Origin of the sequence: Sphingopyxis sp. J-6, from assembly GCF_046603995.1 — a bacterium.
GTDB lineage: Bacteria > Pseudomonadota > Alphaproteobacteria > Sphingomonadales > Sphingomonadaceae > Sphingopyxis.
Genome location: NZ_CP145810.1, coordinates 653650 through 674094, shown reverse-complemented (window position 1 = coordinate 674094; position 20445 = coordinate 653650). Strand labels below are relative to the sequence as shown.

General features: G+C 62.9%; 18 protein-coding genes and 3 pseudogenes. 13 read left to right on the top strand and 8 right to left on the bottom strand.

Annotated features, from left to right (window positions below):
• Positions 1-128: 128 nt before the first annotated feature.
• A pseudogene (locus V6U71_RS03415) lies at positions 129-449 on the bottom strand (ATP-binding protein); the annotation flags it as partial.
• On the opposite strand from V6U71_RS03415, the pseudogene V6U71_RS03410 reads away from it, so the two are divergent.
• From V6U71_RS03410 to V6U71_RS03395, 4 genes and pseudogenes are all read left to right on the top strand, one after another.
• Positions 436-588 (top strand): annotated as a pseudogene (locus V6U71_RS03410) (conjugal transfer protein TraN); the annotation flags it as partial. The pseudogenes V6U71_RS03415 and V6U71_RS03410 sit on opposite strands and share 14 nt — an antisense overlap.
• Entirely contained in the window at positions 560-1462 is a 903-nt protein-coding gene (locus V6U71_RS03405) for a type-F conjugative transfer system pilin assembly protein TrbC (protein WP_082639811.1), read from the top strand. The pseudogene V6U71_RS03410 and the gene V6U71_RS03405, both read left to right, overlap by 29 nt.
• A complete protein-coding gene (locus tag V6U71_RS03400; protein ID WP_058537140.1) occupies positions 1434-2033 on the top strand; it encodes a S26 family signal peptidase in 600 nt (199 codons plus the stop codon). Before V6U71_RS03405 ends, V6U71_RS03400 begins: the two co-directional genes overlap by 29 nt.
• Positions 2033-2917 carry a conjugal transfer protein TraF gene (locus tag V6U71_RS03395; protein WP_058537141.1) on the top strand — a complete coding sequence of 295 codons (885 nt, stop codon included), beginning with the start codon at positions 2033-2035 and terminating at the stop codon, positions 2915-2917. Before V6U71_RS03400 ends, V6U71_RS03395 begins: the two co-directional genes overlap by 1 nt.
• A 47-nt stretch (positions 2918-2964) precedes the next feature.
• On the opposite strand, the gene V6U71_RS03390 is transcribed toward V6U71_RS03395, so the two are convergent.
• Positions 2965-3363 carry a type II toxin-antitoxin system VapC family toxin gene (locus V6U71_RS03390; RefSeq protein WP_058537415.1) on the bottom strand — a complete coding sequence of 133 codons (399 nt, stop codon included), beginning with the start codon at positions 3361-3363 and terminating at the stop codon, positions 2965-2967.
• Positions 3360-3611, bottom strand: coding sequence for an AbrB/MazE/SpoVT family DNA-binding domain-containing protein (locus V6U71_RS03385; protein WP_058537142.1), 252 nt, complete (start codon positions 3609-3611; stop codon positions 3360-3362). The genes V6U71_RS03390 and V6U71_RS03385 overlap by 4 nt, the downstream gene beginning before the upstream one ends.
• 100 nt (positions 3612-3711) lie before the next feature.
• Here V6U71_RS03385 and V6U71_RS03380 point away from each other — a divergent pair, with 100 nt between their 5' ends.
• From V6U71_RS03380 to V6U71_RS03355, 6 genes are all read left to right on the top strand, one after another.
• Positions 3712-4248 (top strand): hypothetical protein, encoded by a 537-nt coding sequence (locus V6U71_RS03380; RefSeq protein ID WP_058537143.1) that lies wholly within the window; start codon positions 3712-3714, stop codon positions 4246-4248.
• Positions 4249-4300: 52 nt separating this feature from the next.
• On the top strand, positions 4301-5722 hold the full coding sequence (locus V6U71_RS03375; RefSeq protein ID WP_411340997.1) for a conjugal transfer protein TraH: 1422 nt from the start codon (positions 4301-4303) through the stop codon (positions 5720-5722).
• 5 nt (positions 5723-5727) lie between these two features.
• The gene (locus tag V6U71_RS03370; protein WP_411340996.1) at positions 5728-9450 is read left to right on the top strand and encodes a conjugal transfer protein TraG N-terminal domain-containing protein; all 3723 of its coding nucleotides are present in this window, start codon (positions 5728-5730) and stop codon (positions 9448-9450) included.
• Between the two features lie 95 nt (positions 9451-9545).
• Positions 9546-11060, top strand: a complete 1515-nt coding sequence (istA, locus tag V6U71_RS03365) for an IS21 family transposase (RefSeq protein WP_068878314.1) — start codon at positions 9546-9548, stop codon at positions 11058-11060.
• A complete protein-coding gene (gene istB, locus V6U71_RS03360) occupies positions 11047-11775 on the top strand; it encodes an IS21-like element helper ATPase IstB (protein ID WP_031304487.1) in 729 nt (242 codons plus the stop codon). Before istA ends, istB begins: the two co-directional genes overlap by 14 nt.
• 252 nt (positions 11776-12027) lie before the next feature.
• Positions 12028-13053: an IS110 family transposase gene (locus V6U71_RS03355; protein ID WP_058537102.1), complete on the top strand. Its 1026-nt coding sequence runs from the start codon at positions 12028-12030 to the stop codon at positions 13051-13053.
• A 275-nt stretch (positions 13054-13328) separates the two neighbouring features.
• On the opposite strand, the gene V6U71_RS03350 is transcribed toward V6U71_RS03355, so the two are convergent.
• Positions 13329-13781: a hypothetical protein gene (locus V6U71_RS03350; protein ID WP_082639812.1), complete on the bottom strand. Its 453-nt coding sequence runs from the start codon at positions 13779-13781 to the stop codon at positions 13329-13331.
• Positions 13782-14061: 280 nt separating this feature from the next.
• Here V6U71_RS03350 and V6U71_RS03345 point away from each other — a divergent pair, with 280 nt between their 5' ends.
• Complete coding sequence (locus V6U71_RS03345) at positions 14062-14670, top strand: DUF6088 family protein (protein WP_058537147.1); 609 nt, start codon at positions 14062-14064, stop codon at positions 14668-14670.
• The gene (locus tag V6U71_RS03340) at positions 14663-15715 is read left to right on the top strand and encodes a nucleotidyl transferase AbiEii/AbiGii toxin family protein (RefSeq protein ID WP_411340995.1); all 1053 of its coding nucleotides are present in this window, start codon (positions 14663-14665) and stop codon (positions 15713-15715) included. Before V6U71_RS03345 ends, V6U71_RS03340 begins: the two co-directional genes overlap by 8 nt.
• Before the next feature lie 11 nt (positions 15716-15726).
• Here V6U71_RS03340 and V6U71_RS03335 read toward each other — a convergent pair whose 3' ends face one another.
• Positions 15727-16128, bottom strand: coding sequence for a MarR family transcriptional regulator (locus tag V6U71_RS03335; RefSeq protein ID WP_058540028.1), 402 nt, complete (start codon positions 16126-16128; stop codon positions 15727-15729).
• A gap of 529 nt (positions 16129-16657) precedes the next feature.
• Between V6U71_RS03335 and V6U71_RS03330 the strand changes: the two genes are divergently transcribed.
• A complete protein-coding gene (locus V6U71_RS03330; protein ID WP_082639814.1) occupies positions 16658-17488 on the top strand; it encodes a transcriptional regulator domain-containing protein in 831 nt (276 codons plus the stop codon).
• Positions 17489-17529: 41 nt separating this feature from the next.
• On the opposite strand, the gene V6U71_RS03325 is transcribed toward V6U71_RS03330, so the two are convergent.
• The 3 genes and pseudogenes from V6U71_RS03325 to V6U71_RS03315 form a co-directional block, all read right to left on the bottom strand.
• Entirely contained in the window at positions 17530-18129 is a 600-nt protein-coding gene (locus V6U71_RS03325) for a lytic transglycosylase domain-containing protein (RefSeq protein ID WP_411340994.1), read from the bottom strand.
• A 614-nt stretch (positions 18130-18743) separates the two neighbouring features.
• A complete protein-coding gene (locus V6U71_RS03320) occupies positions 18744-19769 on the bottom strand; it encodes an IS110 family transposase (RefSeq protein WP_058537102.1) in 1026 nt (341 codons plus the stop codon).
• Positions 19770-20021: 252 nt separating this feature from the next.
• A pseudogene (locus V6U71_RS03315) lies at positions 20022-20345 on the bottom strand (ATP-binding protein); the annotation flags it as partial.
• Positions 20346-20445 lie beyond the last annotated feature (100 nt).

Genomic DNA, 20445 nt, shown 5'->3' with positions numbered 1-20445 from the left:
CCCCCTTTTGGGATATGATGATGGTTTGTTGAGGATGGCCTTGCGCTGCGTGCGGCGGAGGGCGGGCGTAGCCCGACCGGAGGCGCACGCAGCGCAAGATAGATTTTTGAAGGCGCCGAAGGTGGCGGTCAGCTGCGGTTTTTGAAGCGCCAGCTATCGTTGCCGGTCTCGACGATATCGCAGTGATGGGTGACGCGGTCGAGCAGCGCCGTGGTCATCTTGGGATCGCCGAAGACGGTTGGCCACTCGCCGAAGGCGAGGTTGGTGGTGATGATGACGCTGGTGCGTTCATAGAGCTTGCTGATGAGGTGGAACAGCAACTGCCCTCCCGAGCGTGCGAACGGTAGATATCCAAGCTCGTCGAGCACGATCAGATCGAGCCGCGACAGCTGCGCCGCCAGGGTCCCGCCCTTGCCGATCCGGGTCTCCTCTTCGAGGCGTGTCACCACCGAGGAGTTCCAGGCGCTCGACTTCTCCAAGATGGACCTGTCCGAATATTATTCCGAGATCGAGGCCCGCGCGCAGGCTGACATTCAAATCGACATGAAGGAACGTATCGATGCCTATTACCAGGCCATCGGCCGCTGACGTGCGCTTCGCGATCGCGCTGACGATCGGCGGCGCGATGGGTTTCGCGAGCCTCGCGGCAGCGCAGATATCGCCGGGGGCACCCGACCAAAAGGCTCCTCCATCAGCGCGCGTCGGAATAGAGATGGAGGGCGATGCCGCGATGGACCGGCTGCGCAGAGCCATCGAACGGCGCAAGGCGGAACCGCAGGCGGGGCCGTCCGAACTGCCCAAGCCGACCGAAGCCGAGCGCCGCCGCGCCTTCGAAGTGCTGCGGAGCCAGGCGCCCTCTCCCGCGATGGAATCCCGCGCCCGCAAGGCGATGGAAGCGGGCAAGGACCGGTTCGCCGCTGAGCGCGCAGCGATGGCGAAGCGCCTCGAACAGGCGCTGGGCCTCGAAGCGCCCGACATGAAGGCCGTCGCCGACGCCGGTCCTGCACCAGCGGCGACGGGGTGGGTGCCGGTGCTGTTCGCCTCCTCCTCTATGCCCACGGCGACGCTGCGCACCTATGCCGCTCAGCTCGAGAAGGCGCGCGGCGTGATCGCGTTCCGCGGAATGCCGGGCGGGATGACCAAGGTCGCGCCGATGGCGAAGCTGACCGCCGAAATCCTCCGGCTCGATCCCGGCTGCGAAGGCCCGGCCTGCGCGATGCGCGACGTCCAGCTCATCGTCGATCCGCTCGTGTTCCGGCAGCATGGCGTCACGCGCGTTCCCGCGCTAGCGATGATCCCCGGCGATCCCGTGCTCCCTTATTGCGAGCGCGAGGACGAAAGCCCCCGCGCGGGCCGCGTCGTTTACGGCGACGCCGCGCTCTCTGGCTTGCTCGAAGGAATCGCCCGTCTTGGTGGAAAGGAGGAGGTGCGCGATGCTCAGTCTCGCCTGGAAGGCCGGTAAGCAGCTGGCCATCGGCCTCAAGAATTTGCCGCGGCGCACGGCCGTGGCGCTCGGTGCCGAAGGCCTCGGCGAGCCGACGCGGCCCGACCGGCTGTGGAAAGCCTGTGCGCTCGTGATCCCGCTCGGCTTGTTTGCCAGCTGGGCCGTCCAGCAAATCACGCTCGTCATGTCGCCGTCGATCGACGCCTGGGCGGTGCGGTCGAACCCCGGCCCGATCACGAAGGGCGACCTCGTCATGTTCAAGCTGTCGCATCCGCTGGCCGGTCCCGAGCCGATCAACGTGACGAAGCGCGCGCTCTGCATGCCAAGCGAGCGCATCTCGCTGATCGAGAAACCCTCCATGATCGCGCCGGACGCAATGGATGGTTGGTATTATTGCGACGGCAAATTGCTGGGAGTGACCAAGCCCTATGGGCGGAATGGCCAGAAGCTCGATTACTGGCGCCCGGACAATGGGCTGATCAAGCCCGGCACCATCTATGTCGGCTCCTCGCATCCGAGCGGGTTCGACAGCCGCTATTATGGCCCGGTTTCGATCGCGCGGCTCTCTCGCGTGGTGAAGGTGCTGTGATGCGGGCGCTCCTTCTCGCCAGCATCGCCCTCTCCACCACAACCGCCGCGCTCGCGCAAAACCCATCCTCCTCCCGCGCGCCCGAGCTGAAACAGGGCTATTGGTGGTACCAAGCGCCGCCGCCGGAGCCGAGCGAGCCCGATCCCGACGCGCTCGTAAAACCCACGATCCCGCCAATGGCGGAGCTCGCGACCTGGACGCCACCGAAGATCCGCAAGCTGATCGAACAGCAGCGCGACTATGCCGCGACGGTGCTCTCCGTCGATGCGGTCGCGGACTTCTGGCGGTTGCAGGACTTCGCGCGGAGGAAAGCGCGGGCGTTCGCGGGCGTCACGCAGATCGCCCTGCTTCAGAATCCCGAGCTTAATTCCAAGTCGGCCAACCCCATGGTCGGCGACGCACGTTCGGCAATGGGAGCCGAGAAAGACGCGATCCGGCGCCACTATCTGCGCGCCAATGCCGGACAGTTTGCGCTGGTGATGTTCTCGCGCGCCTCGTGCGGCTATTGCCGCGTGCAATGGCCGATCCTCGAGCGGTTCCGCGAAGAGACCGGCTGGCAGGTAACGCAGATGGACATCGACCAGCGCCCCGAACTCGGCCAGCGCTTTGGGGTCGAGGTTACTCCGACGACGATGGTGATCCGTCGCGGCAGCGCGCAGCGCATGGTGATCGCGAGCGGCGTCGAATCCTATCCCAATCTCACCCAGACGACCTACCAGGCGGTCCGGCTGTTGCTCGGCGACATTCGGCCCGAGCAGTTCCTGACCGGCGCGGGCGAGGAAGACGGCTTCTTCGACGCGCTGTCGAATGGGCCAGTGTCAGCGACCGACCCGCGCGTGCTCAGGGGCGATCTCGTTGGGATCGGAATGGAGCCGCGGCGATGACGGGGGCTATTACAACAGTTTGCAACGCACCCAGCGCGGACATGCAATCATTTGGGGATTATTGCGGTCTGTCCGTGCTTCTGCAGCAAACCAACGGCGCCTCGGTCAAAGCTGACGAAGGTTTCACCGCCGAGCCATTGGCCATCGTGGGCGATGACGCCATCGGCAAAGTCTCCGCCCGCATCCAGCATGGCGAGCCCGGCTTCGACGGCTTGCACGTCCACTTTCACATTGTCCGCAGAAATCAGGACCCGGATCGATCCGGCCAAGTCCTCTCGGCTCACCTTGTACCCGCGAAGGAATACCCAGCAGAGTTCGCAAAGCGCCGGCAGCGTAAGCGCGACGAGTTCAGCCCCATCGAGTTGCGCCTTGGCGATCGGGCTTTGAATTTTGTCGTCATCCGCAATTGCGCGAACGAGGATGTTGGTGTCGGCAATGATATTCACCGTTCGCCAGCCCATCCTTTTGCGATAATCTCGTTCATCTCGTCGATCGAGAGCGGCTTTTGGCCGTCCCGCTTGAGCATCCCGAAAACCTCCGAAATCTTGCCGGCTTTCATCATCGGCCGAATTGCGATCCGACCGTCGGGCAGTTTCTCGAGGCTGATCTTGTCGCCGGGGTGGACGCCGAGATGCCTGAGCAACTCCTTCCTCAGCGTGATCTGCCCCTTCGTCGTGATCGTGACTGCGTTCATACGTAATACCCTTTCCGCCTTTCAATGTAAGGTAAATTACCCTTACCTGCAAGGCGGGTTCTGGCGGACTAACATCCTCCTGGCAGCAAGTGTGGCGATCATGCTCGGCTCGCCCGCAGGCGCCCAAATGGTCAGTCGCGAGATTGCTGCACGAGCTGCGGTCCACCCGGTCGCGACGATGGCGGAGATGCGGAACTGGCTGGGCCGAGTGCCCATAACACGCGCCTTCCCCCCGGACCTCGCCGAGACGCTGCGAGGCCAACGCGGCATCTTCGTCATCGAGATGAGCACGGCGCCCGGCTGTGCGCCTTGCGCGGACCTCTGGGCGAAACTCGCCGGTCTTCGCGCTCGCTATGGCTGGGAGGTACGCGCGATCGGCGAACAGGAAGCAATGCTGCGCTCGGGCCGACTCGGGCTGCCGTGGATCGGTCATCCCGTCACCTGGGTGCGCCCGGCGGCCGATCAGAACCGCATTATTCCTATCGCCATCGGGACCGACCATGCGCCGAACCTCGCGCGTAACCTATACTTGGCCGCCAAGATGCTGACCGGGGTTCGCCCTGCCGTCGGCGTTCGCGCGCTCTCGAAATTCACGGGGATCGTTGGCGCCGTCCCGCCCAACCGCCCGAGGCGCTGAGCATGGCAACTCAGCTCTTCCCTTACCTGCACCAGACCAAAGGACGTCGAACATGCCGACCGCCCGCTTTCGCCTGCCGCTGATCGCCCTAGCCCTTTCCTCGGCAAGCGCCGCGACGCCCGCTGCGGCGCAGAGCTGGGCGGAGCATTGGTTCGACAATGTCACCTATACGTCGCCCGGCAGCTTCGAGGACCAGGCGCGCGGTTATGTGACAGCCGGCGGCCTCTCGGGCCGCGTCGACGTCCACAACGATTATCTGATGAGTCTGACTCTCCCCAAGGTGAAGGCGGGTTGCGGCGGAATCGACATGTTCCTCGGCGGCATGTCCTTCCTCGATCCCGACTACCTCGTCCAGAAACTCGAGAGCATATTGCAGGCCGCGCCCGCGGTGGCGTTCCAGTATCTCCTCGAGACCCTCGACGAGAAGATGGGCAACATCATCTCGAAGATGGAGGCGGCGACGAACTTCCTGAACTCGATCCAGGTCAACGACTGCCGCCTCGCCAACCGCATGGTCCAGATCGCCAAGGGCGACGACAATATGTCGGGCATCATCGAGGAGATGACCGGCTACAAGTCGATCAAGGAAGGCTATGCGAAGAGTTATCAGCAGAGCCGCGAGAAGATCCAGGCGAACCAGAACAACCCGACCGAGGATTTGAAGGGCGCACTCGCCAACTGCCCGTGGGAGGTCACCGACATCTTCCGTACCGGCTCGCTCCTCGCCCACGCCGCGGCGCGCGTCGGCGCCGGCGAGTGGACCGGCGTCATGCGGGCGCGGGTCGGCGACGTCTATATGCGCTGGGATACGACCGACAAGGTGCCGCTCTTCTCGGCGATCCCCGCCTGCCCGCGCCAGGAGACCGAAGGCGTCGACGATTTCCTGACCGGGCGCGTCCAGTCGCGCGCGCTCAACATGCCGCCGACCGGCGCCGACTGCCAGATCGACGGGCCGGGCCGCGGCGCGCTGATCCTCGCGCGCGAGCGCATGCAGGCGATCGCGACGAAGATCCGCACGCGCTCGGCGCTGACGGCCGAGGAACGCCAGTTCGTCGCCAATGTGAAGACGCTACCGGTCTACCGGATGCTCGAATGGGGTGTGCGCGAAGGCGTCGAGGACAGCGTGATCGGTGATACCGATGAACTGGTCGCGCTCACCCTCGCCTACCAGATGCTCAACGACCTCACCCGCTCGATCGACTTCGCGCTATCGAACGCCGAGCGCGGCACCACGGCCGCGGGCGCGGCCGACGCCGGAAATGCCAATATCTGCCAGACGCGTATTCTCACCAAGGGGATCGAGCAGTTGCAGGGTCTGCGCGACGAGGTGCTGCGCCAACGCGCACAGATGCGCCAATCCTACATGGCGGCCCTCGAACAGACCAACCTCTCCGCCAATTACTCCGGTCTCGTCCGACAGCGCGACCGTGACGCGCGCGACGCCGCCGGCGCCGCCGCCAACCGCATTCGCTGACCGCCATGCGCGCCCACACCCTTTCCGCGCTCCTCGCCGCCTTCACCGCTCTGGCGCCGACCGCGGCGTTCGCCCTCGAAACGAGCTTCCACACCTATGACGGGTTCAACGAGACGGTCGACGCCTTCCGCCTCGTCTCGATGATCTTCGCCGACCCGCGCTACGAGACGCTCGTCTTCATCATCGCGGTTGCCGGGATCGCGCTCGGCGCGCTGCTCGCGAGCGTCCGCGGCAACGGCATGGGCATCGTGGCTTTCGGCTTCCAGACGCTCGTCGGCGTCGGGCTCTTCGTCGGCCTCGTCGCGACGACGGGCACCGTCCATGTCTACGACCGGGTCCGCAACGCCTATCAGCCCGTCGGCGACGTCCCGAACCTGATCGTGCTGGTCGCGGGCGTCACCAACATGATGGAGCGAGCGATCGCAGAGACGATCGACGACAACACGATCGATCCCAATGCCAAGCTGGAATTCGGCGCGGGGGGGCACAGCTTCGACCTGTTCCTGAACGCCGTCTCCCCGCGCGGTCCCATGACCGACAGCTTCCTTGATGCGACGATCAAGGACTATGTGCGGCAATGCTATCCGGTCGCGCGCGTGTCGCCCGCCTATGGCATCGACGACGACCAGCTCTTCCGGACCACGAACGATCTTCCCGCAGCATTCGCCGCGATGGCGGGACCGGCGACCTTCAGCACCGTCTTCACCGCGACCGACAAGGGCGGCACGACCGTGAGCTGCACCGAAGCCTGGACCTATATCTCGGACCGGCTATCCGATCCCGCGCTGTTCGAGGATTACAGTCGGCAGGTGTGCGAGCGAACGGGCTATGATGTGAGCAACGCGGGCCAGCTTCAGCGCTGCCGCTCGAACCTCGGCGCGCTCGGCGACAAGATGCTCGGCACGCCGCTGACGCTCCAGCAGTTGATGACCAACATCAATCTCGGGAACGCGGTCGGCGACGTGCTGTTCGAGGACAGCCCGGCGACCGCGGCAAGGGTCATGGCCAACCGCGCGGTCGTCTCGAGCGGTCTTGCGACCATGTCGACCGCCAACGAGTGGATGCCGACGATCCGGGCGACCGTGTTCGGGATCATGCTGTTCATGATGCCGATCGCGCTGCTCTTCATCCTGACCCCGATCAACCTGCGCGTGGCGAGCTTCGCGCTCGGCCTGTTCGTATTCGTCGCCATGTGGGGCGTGATTGACGCCGGTATCTACCAACTCACCCTCGGCCGCGCGATGGACGTGCTCGCCGAGATGCGCTCCAACCATGTCGCCGCCAACGCCTGGATGCTCGCGCCCTCCTCTGCGATGAAGGCGCTCGCGATCTTCGGCAGCTTTCGCACCGCGGCGGCGGGGCTGGCCGGCGCCTTCGTGTTCACCGTGTTCCGCTTCTCGGGCAATGTCTTCACCTCCTTCACCAGCGGCGCGCTCGGCGCCCAGGGCCAGGGGACTGCGGCGGCGACGCCGATCATGACGCACGAAGGCCGCGCGCAGGCGCTCGAAGCGCAGGCCTCCGCGACCGGCACGATGGCGCGGCGCAGCGCGGTATCGAGCTTCGGGGACTTCGGGGAACGGTCGACGCTCGGCAGCAACCGCGCGTTCGGCGCCGCCGGCGGCTATCTGGCTGATCGCACGCCCGGCGCAGCGGGAACGACGGGCTTCGCGCTCGGCGCGACCGATGCCGCGCGCGAGCTTGGCGGCCTCGCCCCTGCCCTCGTCGGCCGCGACCTCTCGCACCCTGCCACCGCCGCAGCCGTGCGCGCCAACGCGACCACCTCCGCGATTCACAATTTTGCCGAGAAGGATGCGCTCCGCGGCCTCGGCACCAGTTATTTCGGTGAGAGGCAATCGGGTGAGCGGGCGTTCGCGGCTTTCACGCAGAACATGGTGCAATGGAAGGCATTCGGCGACACCCGCGCCTACGACATGATGTTCCAGGGGGCGCGGCGGCACTTCGAGCGCCATGGCTATGTTGGCAAGGACGCCGATCTCAAGGCGTCGTCCGTGATCGCACAGGCGTCGGCCGACCCGACTTTCGCCAAGCTCATCGCCAACAGCTTCGAGCAGGAACAGATGCTGCGAAACGACCTCACCGGTGCACAGGTCAATGTCGGCGCGATGGAAGGCCGCCGCGATTACGCCGGCGATAATGTCGCAGGGATCGAGCGGCGCAATGTCAAGACCGAACAGGCATGGCGCACCGGCAACAATGAAGGTCAACGGAACGCGGCAGCCATGCTCGGCCTCTCCGTCGACGAAACCTCGCGACGCATCGGGTTCATCAACACGTTGTCGGGCGAGGCGCGCTCGACGGCGATCTCCTCACTCTCGCGCTCGCCGGGCCGCAACGAGGCCCATGTCATGCGCGCCCTCGAAATGTACAACGCGTCGGTGCAGCTCGGCACAGCCGACGGCGCGACCGCCGAGGCCGGTCGCGAAGGCACGAGCGTCTATGGCCGGACGCGAGAGGCGGCGGGCTATGACTTTGCCGAGCGGTCGGGCAAGCTCGATGCCCAGCGCGAGGTCGGCCATGGCGGTGTCCGCGGCGCGGCCCGCATCGGCGAGCAGCGGAGGCAGAGCGACAATTTCGGCTATGCCGAAGGCGCAGCGGCCGCCGGCGTGTCGACGCGCGAGGCAGCGAAGCTCGATGCGTTCATCGGGGCGCTCAGCCGCACAGCGGGCAATCAGGTCGATATGGCCGAAAGCGGCGCTGCGGGCATCGCCGACCGCGCACGCAACGAGCGGCTGACGCGCATCGTCGACAATGAGCGATTGTCGCGCATGCAGGGCCTGCTGCGCGCCGAGGGCATCACGATGACGAAGCGTCAGCTCGCAATGTCGCAGAATGGCGACCTTAATCTCAACGTTTCGCCGGAGGTTGCCGCGCAACTTCACCGGGCCGGGCTGATCAACGACAGCCAATATGGCGCGATCGCCGCAGGCGGCCGCGCGCGGTTCAGCTTTGCCGATAACGACCTCCTTGTGTCGAGCAGCACCGGGTTCGCGCAATCGGCGCGGAGCGACACCAGCACCAAGTATGAGGCTGGCAAGCAGGCCGGACCCGATACGATCGAGCATATGCTGAGCAGTGGAGACGAGGGTCAGGCGATGATGGCCAACTGGCTGAAGGGCGGATTCGAGATGGATAGCAAGGGCGAATGGCGCCTCAATCCGCAGGTCGCCGACACGCTGCAGCGCGATGTGTCGGCGATCGTCGCGCAGACGGGGTGGCAGCGGTCAATATCACGATCTGCGCAGGATCAGGTCTCAATGGGAACGACAGTGGGCGGCGATATGGGGGCAAGCGCACATAGCAGCGACTATGCCTCCCGCGGCGGCGGGCAGAAAGGAAGTGCGCGGTCGCAGACCGGACGATCGGGGAAGGTTGGCGCAAGCGTTGGATTTACGAGCCGCGACGTGGGAATCAGCAACGAGAGTGCTCAGGCATCGCTGGACATCATGAACTATGATGTACGCACAGCGATCGCAAACGCCGAGCGCGCCGCAGCGCGCTCTGCAAATCCGGAAGCCTCCTTTACGCGGGAACTAAACCGCCAAGTGCTCGGAGAAACAGGTCTGCGAAATCGCTATCTTGGTCAGGCAGACTCCGCGCGTGGGACGGCCGACATCACCGGCCCCATGACGTCCTTGGAACAATCAACGATCCTCGACAAAGGGCGATTTTCAACTGACTTGGCAAACGTGAGGATCAGCGTGCAATAGGCACCCCCTTCGTGGGGTGATCGGCGTGCAAAAAGGACCCCTTCATCCCGGGGATTTAGTCGGCCGACTGGTTTTGATCAGTTGGCGAGAACGGGATGTTGATCGTGGAGACAGTGGTTCGGATTCGGCGTGAGCATGCAGCGGGTAAGGCGATCAAGGCGATCGCTCGTGACCTTCGTTTGTCGCGGAAGGTCGTCCGCAAAGCGATCCGGTCGCCGGAGGCGGCGTTCAACTATCAGCGCAAAGTCCAGCCTTTACCGCGGATTGGCCCCTATCAGGAACGGCTCGATGTGCTTCTCGAGGAGAACGAGGCGCGAGGTCGCCGCGACCGGCTGCGGATGACGCGTATCCATGATCTGCTTGCGCGTGAAGGGTTCGAAGGTTCCTATGACGCGGTGCGCCGCTATGCGGCGCGCTGGCGTGCTGCGCGTCGGAAGGATGCCGGCGAAGGTGCACCGGCGTTCATCCCGATGACCTTCCAGCCCGGCGAGGCCTACCAGTTCGACTGGAGCCATGAGGATGTGGAGATCGCCGGCAAGCCGATGCGGATAAAGGTTGCGCACGCTCGTCTCTGCGCATCGCGCACGCCTTATGTCCGGGCCTATCCGCGTGAGAGCCAGGAGATGCTGTTCGATGCCCATGCTCGGGCGTTCGCTTTCTTCGGCGGCGTGCCCCGGCGCGGTATCTACGATAATATGAAGACGGCGGTGACGAGCGTGTTCACCGGCAAGGAGCGCGTGTTCAACCGCCGCTTCCTGATCATGACCGATCATTACATGGTCGAGCCGACGGCCTGCTCACCAGCAGCGGGATGGGAGAAGGGCCAGGTTGAGCAGCAAGTCCAGACGATCCGGGGCCGCTTCTTCCAGCCGCGGCTTCGGTTCGCCAGCCTGGCCGAGCTCAACGGGTGGCTGGAGGCGGAGTGCCGACGCTGGGCCGAGCATCACGCCCACCCCGAGCGCAGCGACATCACCGTCGCCGAGGCGCTGGAGATGGAACGACCGGCCCTGCAGCCGATCCTGGCACCGTTCGACGGCTTCCATGAGAGCGAGCATGCCGTCACCGGCACCTGCCTCATCAGCTTCGATCGGAACCGCTACTCGGTCATGTCGACGGCCGCGCGCCGGACCGTGCAGGTGCGTGCCTATGCCGATCGTATCGTCATCCGTTGCGGCGAAGAGATCGTCGGGGAGCATGAGCGCCACTTCGGTCGGAACCGCACCATCTACGATCCTTGGCATTATCTGCCGGTCCTCGCGCACAAGCCCGGCGCGCTCCGTAACGGGGCGCCGTTCCAGGACTGGGATCTGCCGCCCGCGTTGCATCGATTACGGCGAAGGCTCGGCACCGGGGACGAGGCGGATCGCAGGTTCGTGCGGGTCCTCTCGGCGGTGCTCACCGATGGCCTGGAGCCGGTAGAGGCTGCCGTGCGCGAAGCGTTGGCGAACGGAACGGCCAGCGACGAGCTGATCCTCAACATCCTCTCCCGGCGCCGCGAGCCGGCGACACCCCACAGCATCGTCACTTCGGAAGACCGGATGCTGCAGCATCCTCCGCTCGCCGACTGTGCCCGCTATGATCTGCTGCGAGGCTATGATGCAGCGGCATGATATGATCGACACGATGCGCGGCCTCGGACTCAAGGGCATGGCGGCGGCGTTCGACGAGGCGGTCACCACCGGCCTCCAGCGCAAGCGCACCACCATGGAGATACTGACCGACCTGCTCCGTGCTGAGGCGACCCACCGGGATGCAGCCTCCATCCGCTATCGGATGACGGCTGCGAGGCTGCCCGTGGTGAAGGACCTGGAGCGGTTCAGCTTCGAGGGCACACCGATCAATGAGGAGATGATCCGCTCCCTTCACGATGGCTCCTTCCTCCCGCCTCGCCGCAATATCGTGCTGGTCGGCGGCACGGGGACAGGCAAGACCCACCTCGCCATCGCGATCACCGCCAATGTCGTGCGAAGGGGCGCTCGCGCCCGCTACTTCAACACCGTCGATCTGGTGACACGCCTCGAAGAGGAGACCCGGATCGGCAAAGGCGGGACCCTGGCGGCGCAGCTGTCGCGGCTCGACCTGATCGTGCTCGACGAGCTCGGTTATCTGCCGTTCGCCCGCTCGGGAGGGCAGTTGCTGTTCCACCTCATCAGCAAGCTTTATGAGCGGACCAGCGTCATCATCACCACGAACCTCGCCTTCGGCGAATGGCCGACCGTGTTCGGCGATCCCAAGATGACCACGGCGCTGCTCGACCGCGTCACCCACCACTGCGATATCGTCGAGACGGGCAACGACAGCTGGCGCTTCAAAAACCGCAGCTGACAGCCACCTTCGGCGCCTTCAAAAATCTATCTTGCGCTGCGCGCGCCTCCGGTCGGGCTACGCCCGCCCTCCGCCGCACGCAGCGCAAGGCCATCTTCAACAAACCAGCATCATATTATCCGAAAAGGGGGTCCCTCTTCGACGCCGATCGGGGGTCCCTTTTGAACACGATGACGTAATTGCTGCCGTTGTTCCCATTGGGGCGCGACAGCTGCAGGGTACGAGAAATCATCGTAACGGAGGAGCATCGCCATGAAGCACTATGTCGGACTGGACGTGTCGCAAAAGGAAACGTCGATTTGCATCGTCGATGAGGCAGGACGGCCCATTCACCAGGGCCGGGTGAAATCCGATCCGGGCGTGCTGGCGGCGGTCATCTCCAGGAAAGCTCCCAATGCCGAACGCGTCGGTCTTGAAACTGGCGCCATGTCGAGCTGGCTCTGGCATGAACTCAAGCGCACCGGTTTGCCCGTGGTCTGCATCGATGCGCGTCACGCCCATGCGGCCCTGTCCGTTCGCATGAACAAGAGCGACGAGAATGATGCTCGAGGCCTGGCGGAACTCGTCCGAGTCGGCTGGTATCGAGAGGTTGCCGTCAAGAGCGAGGAAAGCCAGACTGCGCGATCCATCCTCGTGTGTCGATCCCGATTGGTGCGAGTCCGACGCGATCTGGAAAATCAGATGCGCTCTATGCTTAAGGAATGCGGCTTGCTCTTTCCACGCGCAGCCGGCGGGCAGTTCCAACGGCGGGTCAACGACCTCATCGCCGATGGCCATGCTCTCGGCTCCATTCTTCGCCCGCTGCTATCCGTGCACAAGCAAACCTGCGGCGAGCTGGAAAGGATCGATCGAACCATTCGCCAGCTTGCGCGTGAGGATGAAACGACGCGGCGGCTGATGACCGTGCCAGGCATTGGCGTCGTCACGGCCCTGACATATCGTCACACGATCGACGACCCGACGCGCTTCCAGAATGCGGCAAAGGTCGGCGCTTATCTCGGGCTCACGCCCCGCCGAAAGCAATCGGGTGAAATGGACGTAACGGGAAAAGTCTCGCGCTGGGGCGACCGGCTGTTGCGCACCTATTTGTTCGAGGCGGCCAGCGTGCTGCTTCATCGAACCAAGCGGTGGTGCTCGCTTAAGGCGTGGGGGCTGCGGCTTGCAAAGCGAAGTGGCATGAAGAAAGCGCAGGTCGCCGTTGCCCGAAAACTCGCTATCATCCTTCATTGCATCTGGGTGGATGGAACCGAGTTCGAATGGGGGAAACGGCCTGCCTGACCGTCATACCTACCCTGAAATTGCAGGACTGACGCCAGACCTGTGATGATCCACCGGGACGGTGGTTGCGGTGACCTCGTTCAAACGGCTGCGGACTTCCAGGACCGCGTTGCGCACGTTGAGGCACCCGACCCGGACATCATCATGAGGCCATGACCTCGAAAAGGACCATGACCCCGGTTCGGATCAATACACAGGCTTGACAGAAACCCGCAATTAAAGGGCCGTTTGACAGCAAACGGTCCGTTCGACGGCGATAGCAGCTATAAGAGACGCTAAATTCGCGACCCGTTGTTGGGGCTGAGGGGGTTGCCGATATAGCTTGTTCCCGAAAATGGGTCGTAAATGTCGCCGACGGGGCGCAAGTGATCGGGTGGATTCCACAGCATCTCTTGTTCGACCCTCAGGCGCTCCAGTTCGTCGATTTCCTCATCGGTTAAAGGATCTCCGCGATCCGCCGTAGGTGCATCGAGCCGGGCACGGACAAATCCGAAGCCAAGCACGAGCAGCGCCGTCATCGGGAAGAACAGAACATTGAGATAGCCGACAAGCGCGGTCTCAAAAAACGACGCCAGCGCTGGAATCTTGAGCGAGGCCATCGTGATTGCCCAGTAAAGCGGAATCGCTGCCCACCAGATTTTGGCGTACCAAGGCTTCCAAAGCCAATCACCAAGCACTGGCGGTGGCATTTCGGCCTTTGAGGGCTCGGAAGACAGATTGGCCTGCATAGCACTCCTCTCTGGCGAGCTTACCATGCGTGGCCGCGCAACGGAATCCAAAGTGGCGTTGAGGTTGAACAATTGCGTCCTCCTTGTCGGGCAGAGCATGCCCCTCTTTCGCTGCCCCTCCGAACGCCAACACATCACCCTCTCTCCTTATGGGCCTGACATTGAGCGGAATGGATGCTTGACCACGCGCAGCGTTTGGAACGGTGAAAATTGCGGAACTAATCGACTATAGCTTGTTAGAAACTTATATGCTATTTTCTAACAGAAAGGAGTGGGCTCAATGCCTGCCATGGCTGATCGGATCATGAAGCGCGTGCGCGGCAAAGGCCGCGGCTGGGTCTTTACGCCCAGACATTTCATCGACTTCGGCACTCGCGGGTCGGTCGACATGGCGCTTTCGCGCCTTGCGCATGCCGGTAATATTCGCCGTATCGGCCGCGGTCTTTATGACTATCCCCGCCAACATGACAAGCTCGGCCTTCTCAGTCCCGATCCGGCACGCGTCGCCGACGCGCTTGCTGTCCAAAGTGGCGACAAGCTGGCGCCCTCCGGCGCTTCGGCCGCGAACAGTCTCGGGTTTTCGACGCAAGTTCCCGCCAAAGCAAGCTATGCCACAACAGGTCGGACCCGAGTCAAACGCGCTGGCGGGCGCAGCCTCACCCTCAAGCACAGCAGGGCGCCGGTTCTCGACAATGGCTCCGACGCCGCCAACACGGTTCTGCAGGCGCTTGCTCATCTCGGGAAGGGCGGTGTCGATGACGACAAGGTTCGCTACTTCGCGGCACGCCTGGACGACAATTCCATGAAGCGTCTTGTTCAAGCCCGGCCCGAGATGTCCGGCTGGATGGCGGATATCGTACTCAAGATCGAAGCAGCGCGTCATGGATGAGTTCGCGCGCAGCGATGTCGCTAACCGGCGGGCCTTCATCGCAGAAGCGGCGGCACGGCGCGATCTCACCGCCATCATCATCGAAAAGGACTTCTGGGTTTGCTGGATTCTCCGGCGCCTGGTGGCCTGCCCCGATCTTGTCGGCCAGTTGACCTTCAAGGGAGGGACATCGCTATCGAAGGCCTACGGTATCATCGAGCGGTTTTCCGAAGATGTCGATCTAACCATTAGTCGCTCGGCCCCCAAGCTCGACGATGTTCTCTCCCCCATGCAGGATGATATCAGCGGAAAGGAGCGAGACCGTCGCACAAAGGCATTGAAGGCCGCGGCGCAAGCTTTTGTACAGACGCTCGCGCACCCGTTGCTGGCGCGCGAAATCGAGGTGGGGCTGGGAACGGCGGAAGGTTGGAGGCTTGAGCTCGATCCAGAAGACAAGGACGGGCAGACCTTGCTCTTCACTTATCCTCCGACATCGGGGTATGGTCTTGCCTACGGAGAGAATTATGGCGGCGCGAATGGGAGCGGCTATATCAAGCCTCGCATCAAGCTCGAGTTCGGGGCGCGGGGAGAAACCGAGCCATTCGAACTGCGTCCGATTTCACCCTATCTTGCCGAAGACTTTCCCGAAGAGCTGCCCGATGCAGTTACCGAGGTGCCGACGCTGGCGGTCGAACGAACCTATTGGGAGAAGATCACGATCCTCCATGCCCTTCACCACAACGGCAAATTACGCGATGGAATGTCGCGCCATTATTATGACGTGCTGATGCTCGATCGGGCCGGCGTTACAAAAGCGGCTCTCGCCCGTCCCGAACTGCTCCCACAGGTGGTGCGCAACAAAAGCCTGATGTTTGCCGACAAGTCAGCCTGGTATGAGACCGCGCGACTGGGGACCTTACGGATTGCCGCAACCGGTCTCGTTCGCGATAGGCTCGCGGAAGATTATGACGCGATGTCCGAGATGTTCATGAACGCGCCGCCCCGTTTCGATGATCTCCTCGGAGGGCTGGAAGCGATTGAAGCCACCATCAACGCTAGCGCCTGAAGGATTGAAAGCTAATTTTCGGGCGCTAACGCTCGAAGTTTTCCGCAATCATCAAGGATGCATCGCATTGTAGCTCGTCCGCGAGCAGCAAGTGTTACATTGATCCGGCGCCCATCGAACGCGTCGCGGTCACGATCGACAAATTCCTTTGATTCCAGACCGACGGCAAGCCGCGTTGCCGTCGGGAGCGAAACACCGCTGGCATATCCCAGACTCGAAACCGACAGCGGCTTGTCGGCCGCATCCGCGATATAGAGTTCCAGCAACATGATCCATTCCGCGTGGCTCCAGTCGCATTTCTTGAGATATCGGGCAATGATCCGTCGTTCGGCAAGAAGCATGCGACAAAAGCAAAGCCGCCGGAATGTGACATCCTGCATCGCGCCATCTGGATGTGCCTCTTCGATCGACATGCGCCCGAACAAATCCCGGTATTGGCTGCGCGAAAAACCGAAGGTTCAGCGCGGTAGACAAGCTGGGACGAGGGACGGGGCTTGAAGAGGCTCGAAAATGCGACTGTCAAAAATCGATCCCCTCGCGGTTCGAATATGAAGCAAAAAATTGCGGGGCCGCACGAGTATTGAGCGGCAGGCTTGGCCTTCACAAACAATCGAATGATGAAATGGGCGAGTTGCGGGTTGGTGCTTCAATGGAAGTGATGCGCCGAACTGCTTGACGACGGTGAACAAAATTTGATTGCCCCCGGAAATTCGCACCGGAAACTCCGGGGGTAGCGGCGAACGATATCGATGACCCATGAGATAGGTCAAAGGCGCTAGATGCGCTGCCTATTCGGGGTCGATCGTGAATTCACGCCATCCAAACCATAGGTCCGCCTCGGCGAACACGCGCGCTTCGTCGCTCGATTTTCGTCTTGCGCCGGCGATATATCCGCCATCCATCCGTCATCACGACCAGTTCGCCCGAGGCGGATGAGGCGTGATGGGGTTGGAGGCACCTCCACAGCGTCGCGATGCTCTATATATCAACCGGCCCAAGCGCGCATTTCCATTCTCCTGCAACTTGCCGGCCTCCGATTGGCGCGCATCCGATGGATATGACGCGCTGCTGCGCTGTGATCGCCGCGCCTTCGCCTGGGAATGGCTCAGGCGAAACCAAATCTATCGCTCACTCTGGGCCGCGCGTGAATCCCTACCCATCGATGCACCGAAAGACATTGGCCTCCTCGGCTGGGTCGATCCAGCTCTCGCCTCCCCCCAGGCAAGGCCGATCTGGAGCACCAGAATGGACCCGAAAGTACTCAAGGGACGCCTCGCAACCAGAAGCGCGCCCTCCGCCGACCTCTTCGACATCCGCGCGATTGCACCTTTCGTGTCCGTCGAAATCGACGCAGATCGTGCCGAACACTGGCTGTTCAGCGATGGTCGCTGGGCCATCAGACTCGATGTCTATGGGGGAACGCTGCTCGGCGGCCCAGCCTTGATCGAGTATCAGTTACACGGAGTGGAATCGGCAAGATCCAAGCTGGACGCGCTTCGCCAGTTCCTGGCTCTTTCAGAACAAGGCCGACTTCCCGCCTCGCTGGTTCCACGCGAGCGCCGCGCTTCCCGATGGATATTGGAATTACGGGTTGGAGATGCAATCCTGACCGGTGCGACCGAGCAGGATATAGCGCGAGAATTGTTCAAGGATGCCATCGCGCCGAAGCGTTGGCGACGAGAAAATGCGTCCTATCGGCTTCGCGTGCAGCGGCTGGTGCGGATTGCCCGTCATCGCCTCGCCCACCCGCTCAGCGGCCCTTGGTTCGAGTGAAGAGCCCGGACGAAGCCGTATCGCTGACATGGAGCAAGAGTTCACCACACCGCGTCTCCATACCGTTTTCGGAGATGCAGAGCGACACCTTTGGCGTAGCGCGCCTGCCGCCAGGCCGTTGGACTATGATAGGCGCCGATCGCCTTCCAATAGTCGCCGGTGACGGCAAGCCCGGACAGGAAGATCCAGCGCGCGGCTTCGGCGTTGAAGCAGGCATCATTCTGAAGCCAATATCGGACATGCGCTTCCGGTCGCTTCACCAGCGCCGCAATTTTCGGAACCCACCAGCTGTTCACCTGCAACGGCCCGAGATCATGCGTGCCGTTAGTGTTGGCGACTGCTGCCCCGATCCAGCCGCCCTCCTGATCGCGCAGTCCCCAAAGGGTACGCTCAAGCCATTTATGCCCCTTGGCCGCCTGACGGATGCAGACAGCAACATCGGCTTCGCGTGCGGCGTTGGGCAAACCCGCCAAGGCGCTGTTCGCCGTTCCGAGCGCAGAAAGCAGGAGAAGACAAGTCCGCATTTTCCTTACGCCTCCCCCAGTGCGGTATCCGCGCGCAGCACCTGGTCGCACGGCTGTTGCGAGCCATGCGATTGCGGCCGTAGTCGCGTCAGTCACGACAAGCACCTGGCCGTTCATCGGTCATGTCCTCGGGAGGGTTCGCGCGATGGCGACGGCGTTTTCTCAGGCTCAGCCGGTGGGCGGTCCGCGAGCACCCCGCGGAGATAGCCGTCGAAACGGTCGGCGATCTTATGGGCGCGTCCCGCCAGCCGCTCGGCTAGGCTCGCTGGCCGGAGTATCTCTTCCCACCCTCGCTCGCGTGCAGCGCGTTGCTCGGCGCGTTCAACGCGGCGGCGCATCATCTCGTCACGCGCGCCGTCGAGCCGGATGCCGTGCCGCTCGCTGCGCGCCTTCTGACTGTCGCGCAGAAGTCGCCCGAGGCCTTCTAGGGCTGACGTCTTTTCGCCGGACCGAAGGGCTAGTTTCTCGGCGAGACGTTCGGGGTCTTCGGTCCAAAGTGTCAAACGGCCCTTTAATTGCGGGTTTCTGTCAAGCCTGTGTATTGATCCGAACCGGGGTCATGGTCCTTTTCGAGGTCATGGCCTCATGATGATGTCCGGGTCGGGTGCCTCAACGTGCGCAACGCGGTCCTGGAAGTCCGCAGCCGTTTGAACGAGGTCACCGCAACCACCGTCCCGGTGGATCATCACAGGTCTGGCGTCAGTCCTGCAATTTCAGGGTAGGTATGACGGTCAGGCAGGCCGTTTCCCCCATTCGAACTCGGTTCCATCCACCCAGATGCAATGAAGGATGATAGCGAGTTTTCGGGCAACGGCGACCTGCGCTTTCTTCATGCCACTTCGCTTTGCAAGCCGCAGCCCCCACGCCTTAAGCGAGCACCACCGCTTGGTTCGATGAAGCAGCACGCTGGCCGCCTCGAACAAATAGGTGCGCAACAGCCGGTCGCCCCAGCGCGAGACTTTTCCCGTTACGTCCATTTCACCCGATTGCTTTCGGCGGGGCGTGAGCCCGAGATAAGCGCCGACCTTTGCCGCATTCTGGAAGCGCGTCGGGTCGTCGATCGTGTGACGATATGTCAGGGCCGTGACGACGCCAATGCCTGGCACGGTCATCAGCCGCCGCGTCGTTTCATCCTCACGCGCAAGCTGGCGAATGGTTCGATCGATCCTTTCCAGCTCGCCGCAGGTTTGCTTGTGCACGGATAGCAGCGGGCGAAGAATGGAGCCGAGAGCATGGCCATCGGCGATGAGGTCGTTGACCCGCCGTTGGAACTGCCCGCCGGCTGCGCGTGGAAAGAGCAAGCCGCATTCCTTAAGCATAGAGCGCATCTGATTTTCCAGATCGCGTCGGACTCGCACCAATCGGGATCGACACACGAGGATGGATCGCGCAGTCTGGCTTTCCTCGCTCTTGACGGCAACCTCTCGATACCAGCCGACTCGGACGAGTTCCGCCAGGCCTCGAGCATCATTCTCGTCGCTCTTGTTCATGCGAACGGACAGGGCCGCATGGGCGTGACGCGCATCGATGCAGACCACGGGCAAACCGGTGCGCTTGAGTTCATGCCAGAGCCAGCTCGACATGGCGCCAGTTTCAAGACCGACGCGTTCGGCATTGGGAGCTTTCCTGGAGATGACCGCCGCCAGCACGCCCGGATCGGATTTCACCCGGCCCTGGTGAATGGGCCGTCCTGCCTCATCGACGATGCAAATCGACGTTTCCTTTTGCGACACGTCCAGTCCGACATAGTGCTTCATGGCGATGCTCCTCCGTTACGATGATTTCTCGTACCCTGCAGCTGTCGCGCCCCAATGGGAACAACGGCAGCAATTACGTCATCGTGTTCAAAAGGGACCCCCGATCGGCGTCGAAGAGGGACCCCCTTTTCGGATAATATGATGCTGGTTTGTTGAAGATGGCCTTGCGCTGCGTGCGGCGGAGGGCGGGCGTAGCCCGACCGGAGGCGCGCGCAGCGCAAGATAGATTTTTGAAGGCGCCGAAGGTGGCTGTCAGCTGCGGTTTTTGAAGCGCCAGCTGTCGTTGCCCGTCTCGACGATATCGCAGTGGTGGGTGACGCGGTCGAGCAGCGCCGTGGTCATCTTGGGATCGCCGAACACGGTCGGCCATTCGCCGAAGGCGAGGTTCGTGGTGATGATGACGCTGGTCCGCTCATAAAGCTTGCTGATGAGGTGGAACAGCAACTGCCCTCCCGAGCGGGCGAACGGCAGATAACCGAGCTCGTCGAGCACGATCAGGTCGAGCCGCGACAGCTGCGCCGCCAGGGTCCCGCCTTTGCCGATCCGGGTCTCCTCTTCGAGGCGTGTCACCAAATCGGTTCCCGCCTCCGCCACAGCGCATTCAAGTTCGCTCAGTTTTTCGGTGCAAACTTCGCGGACGATCGCGCTCAGTTCCTGCACGCGCTCGCCAAGCCAA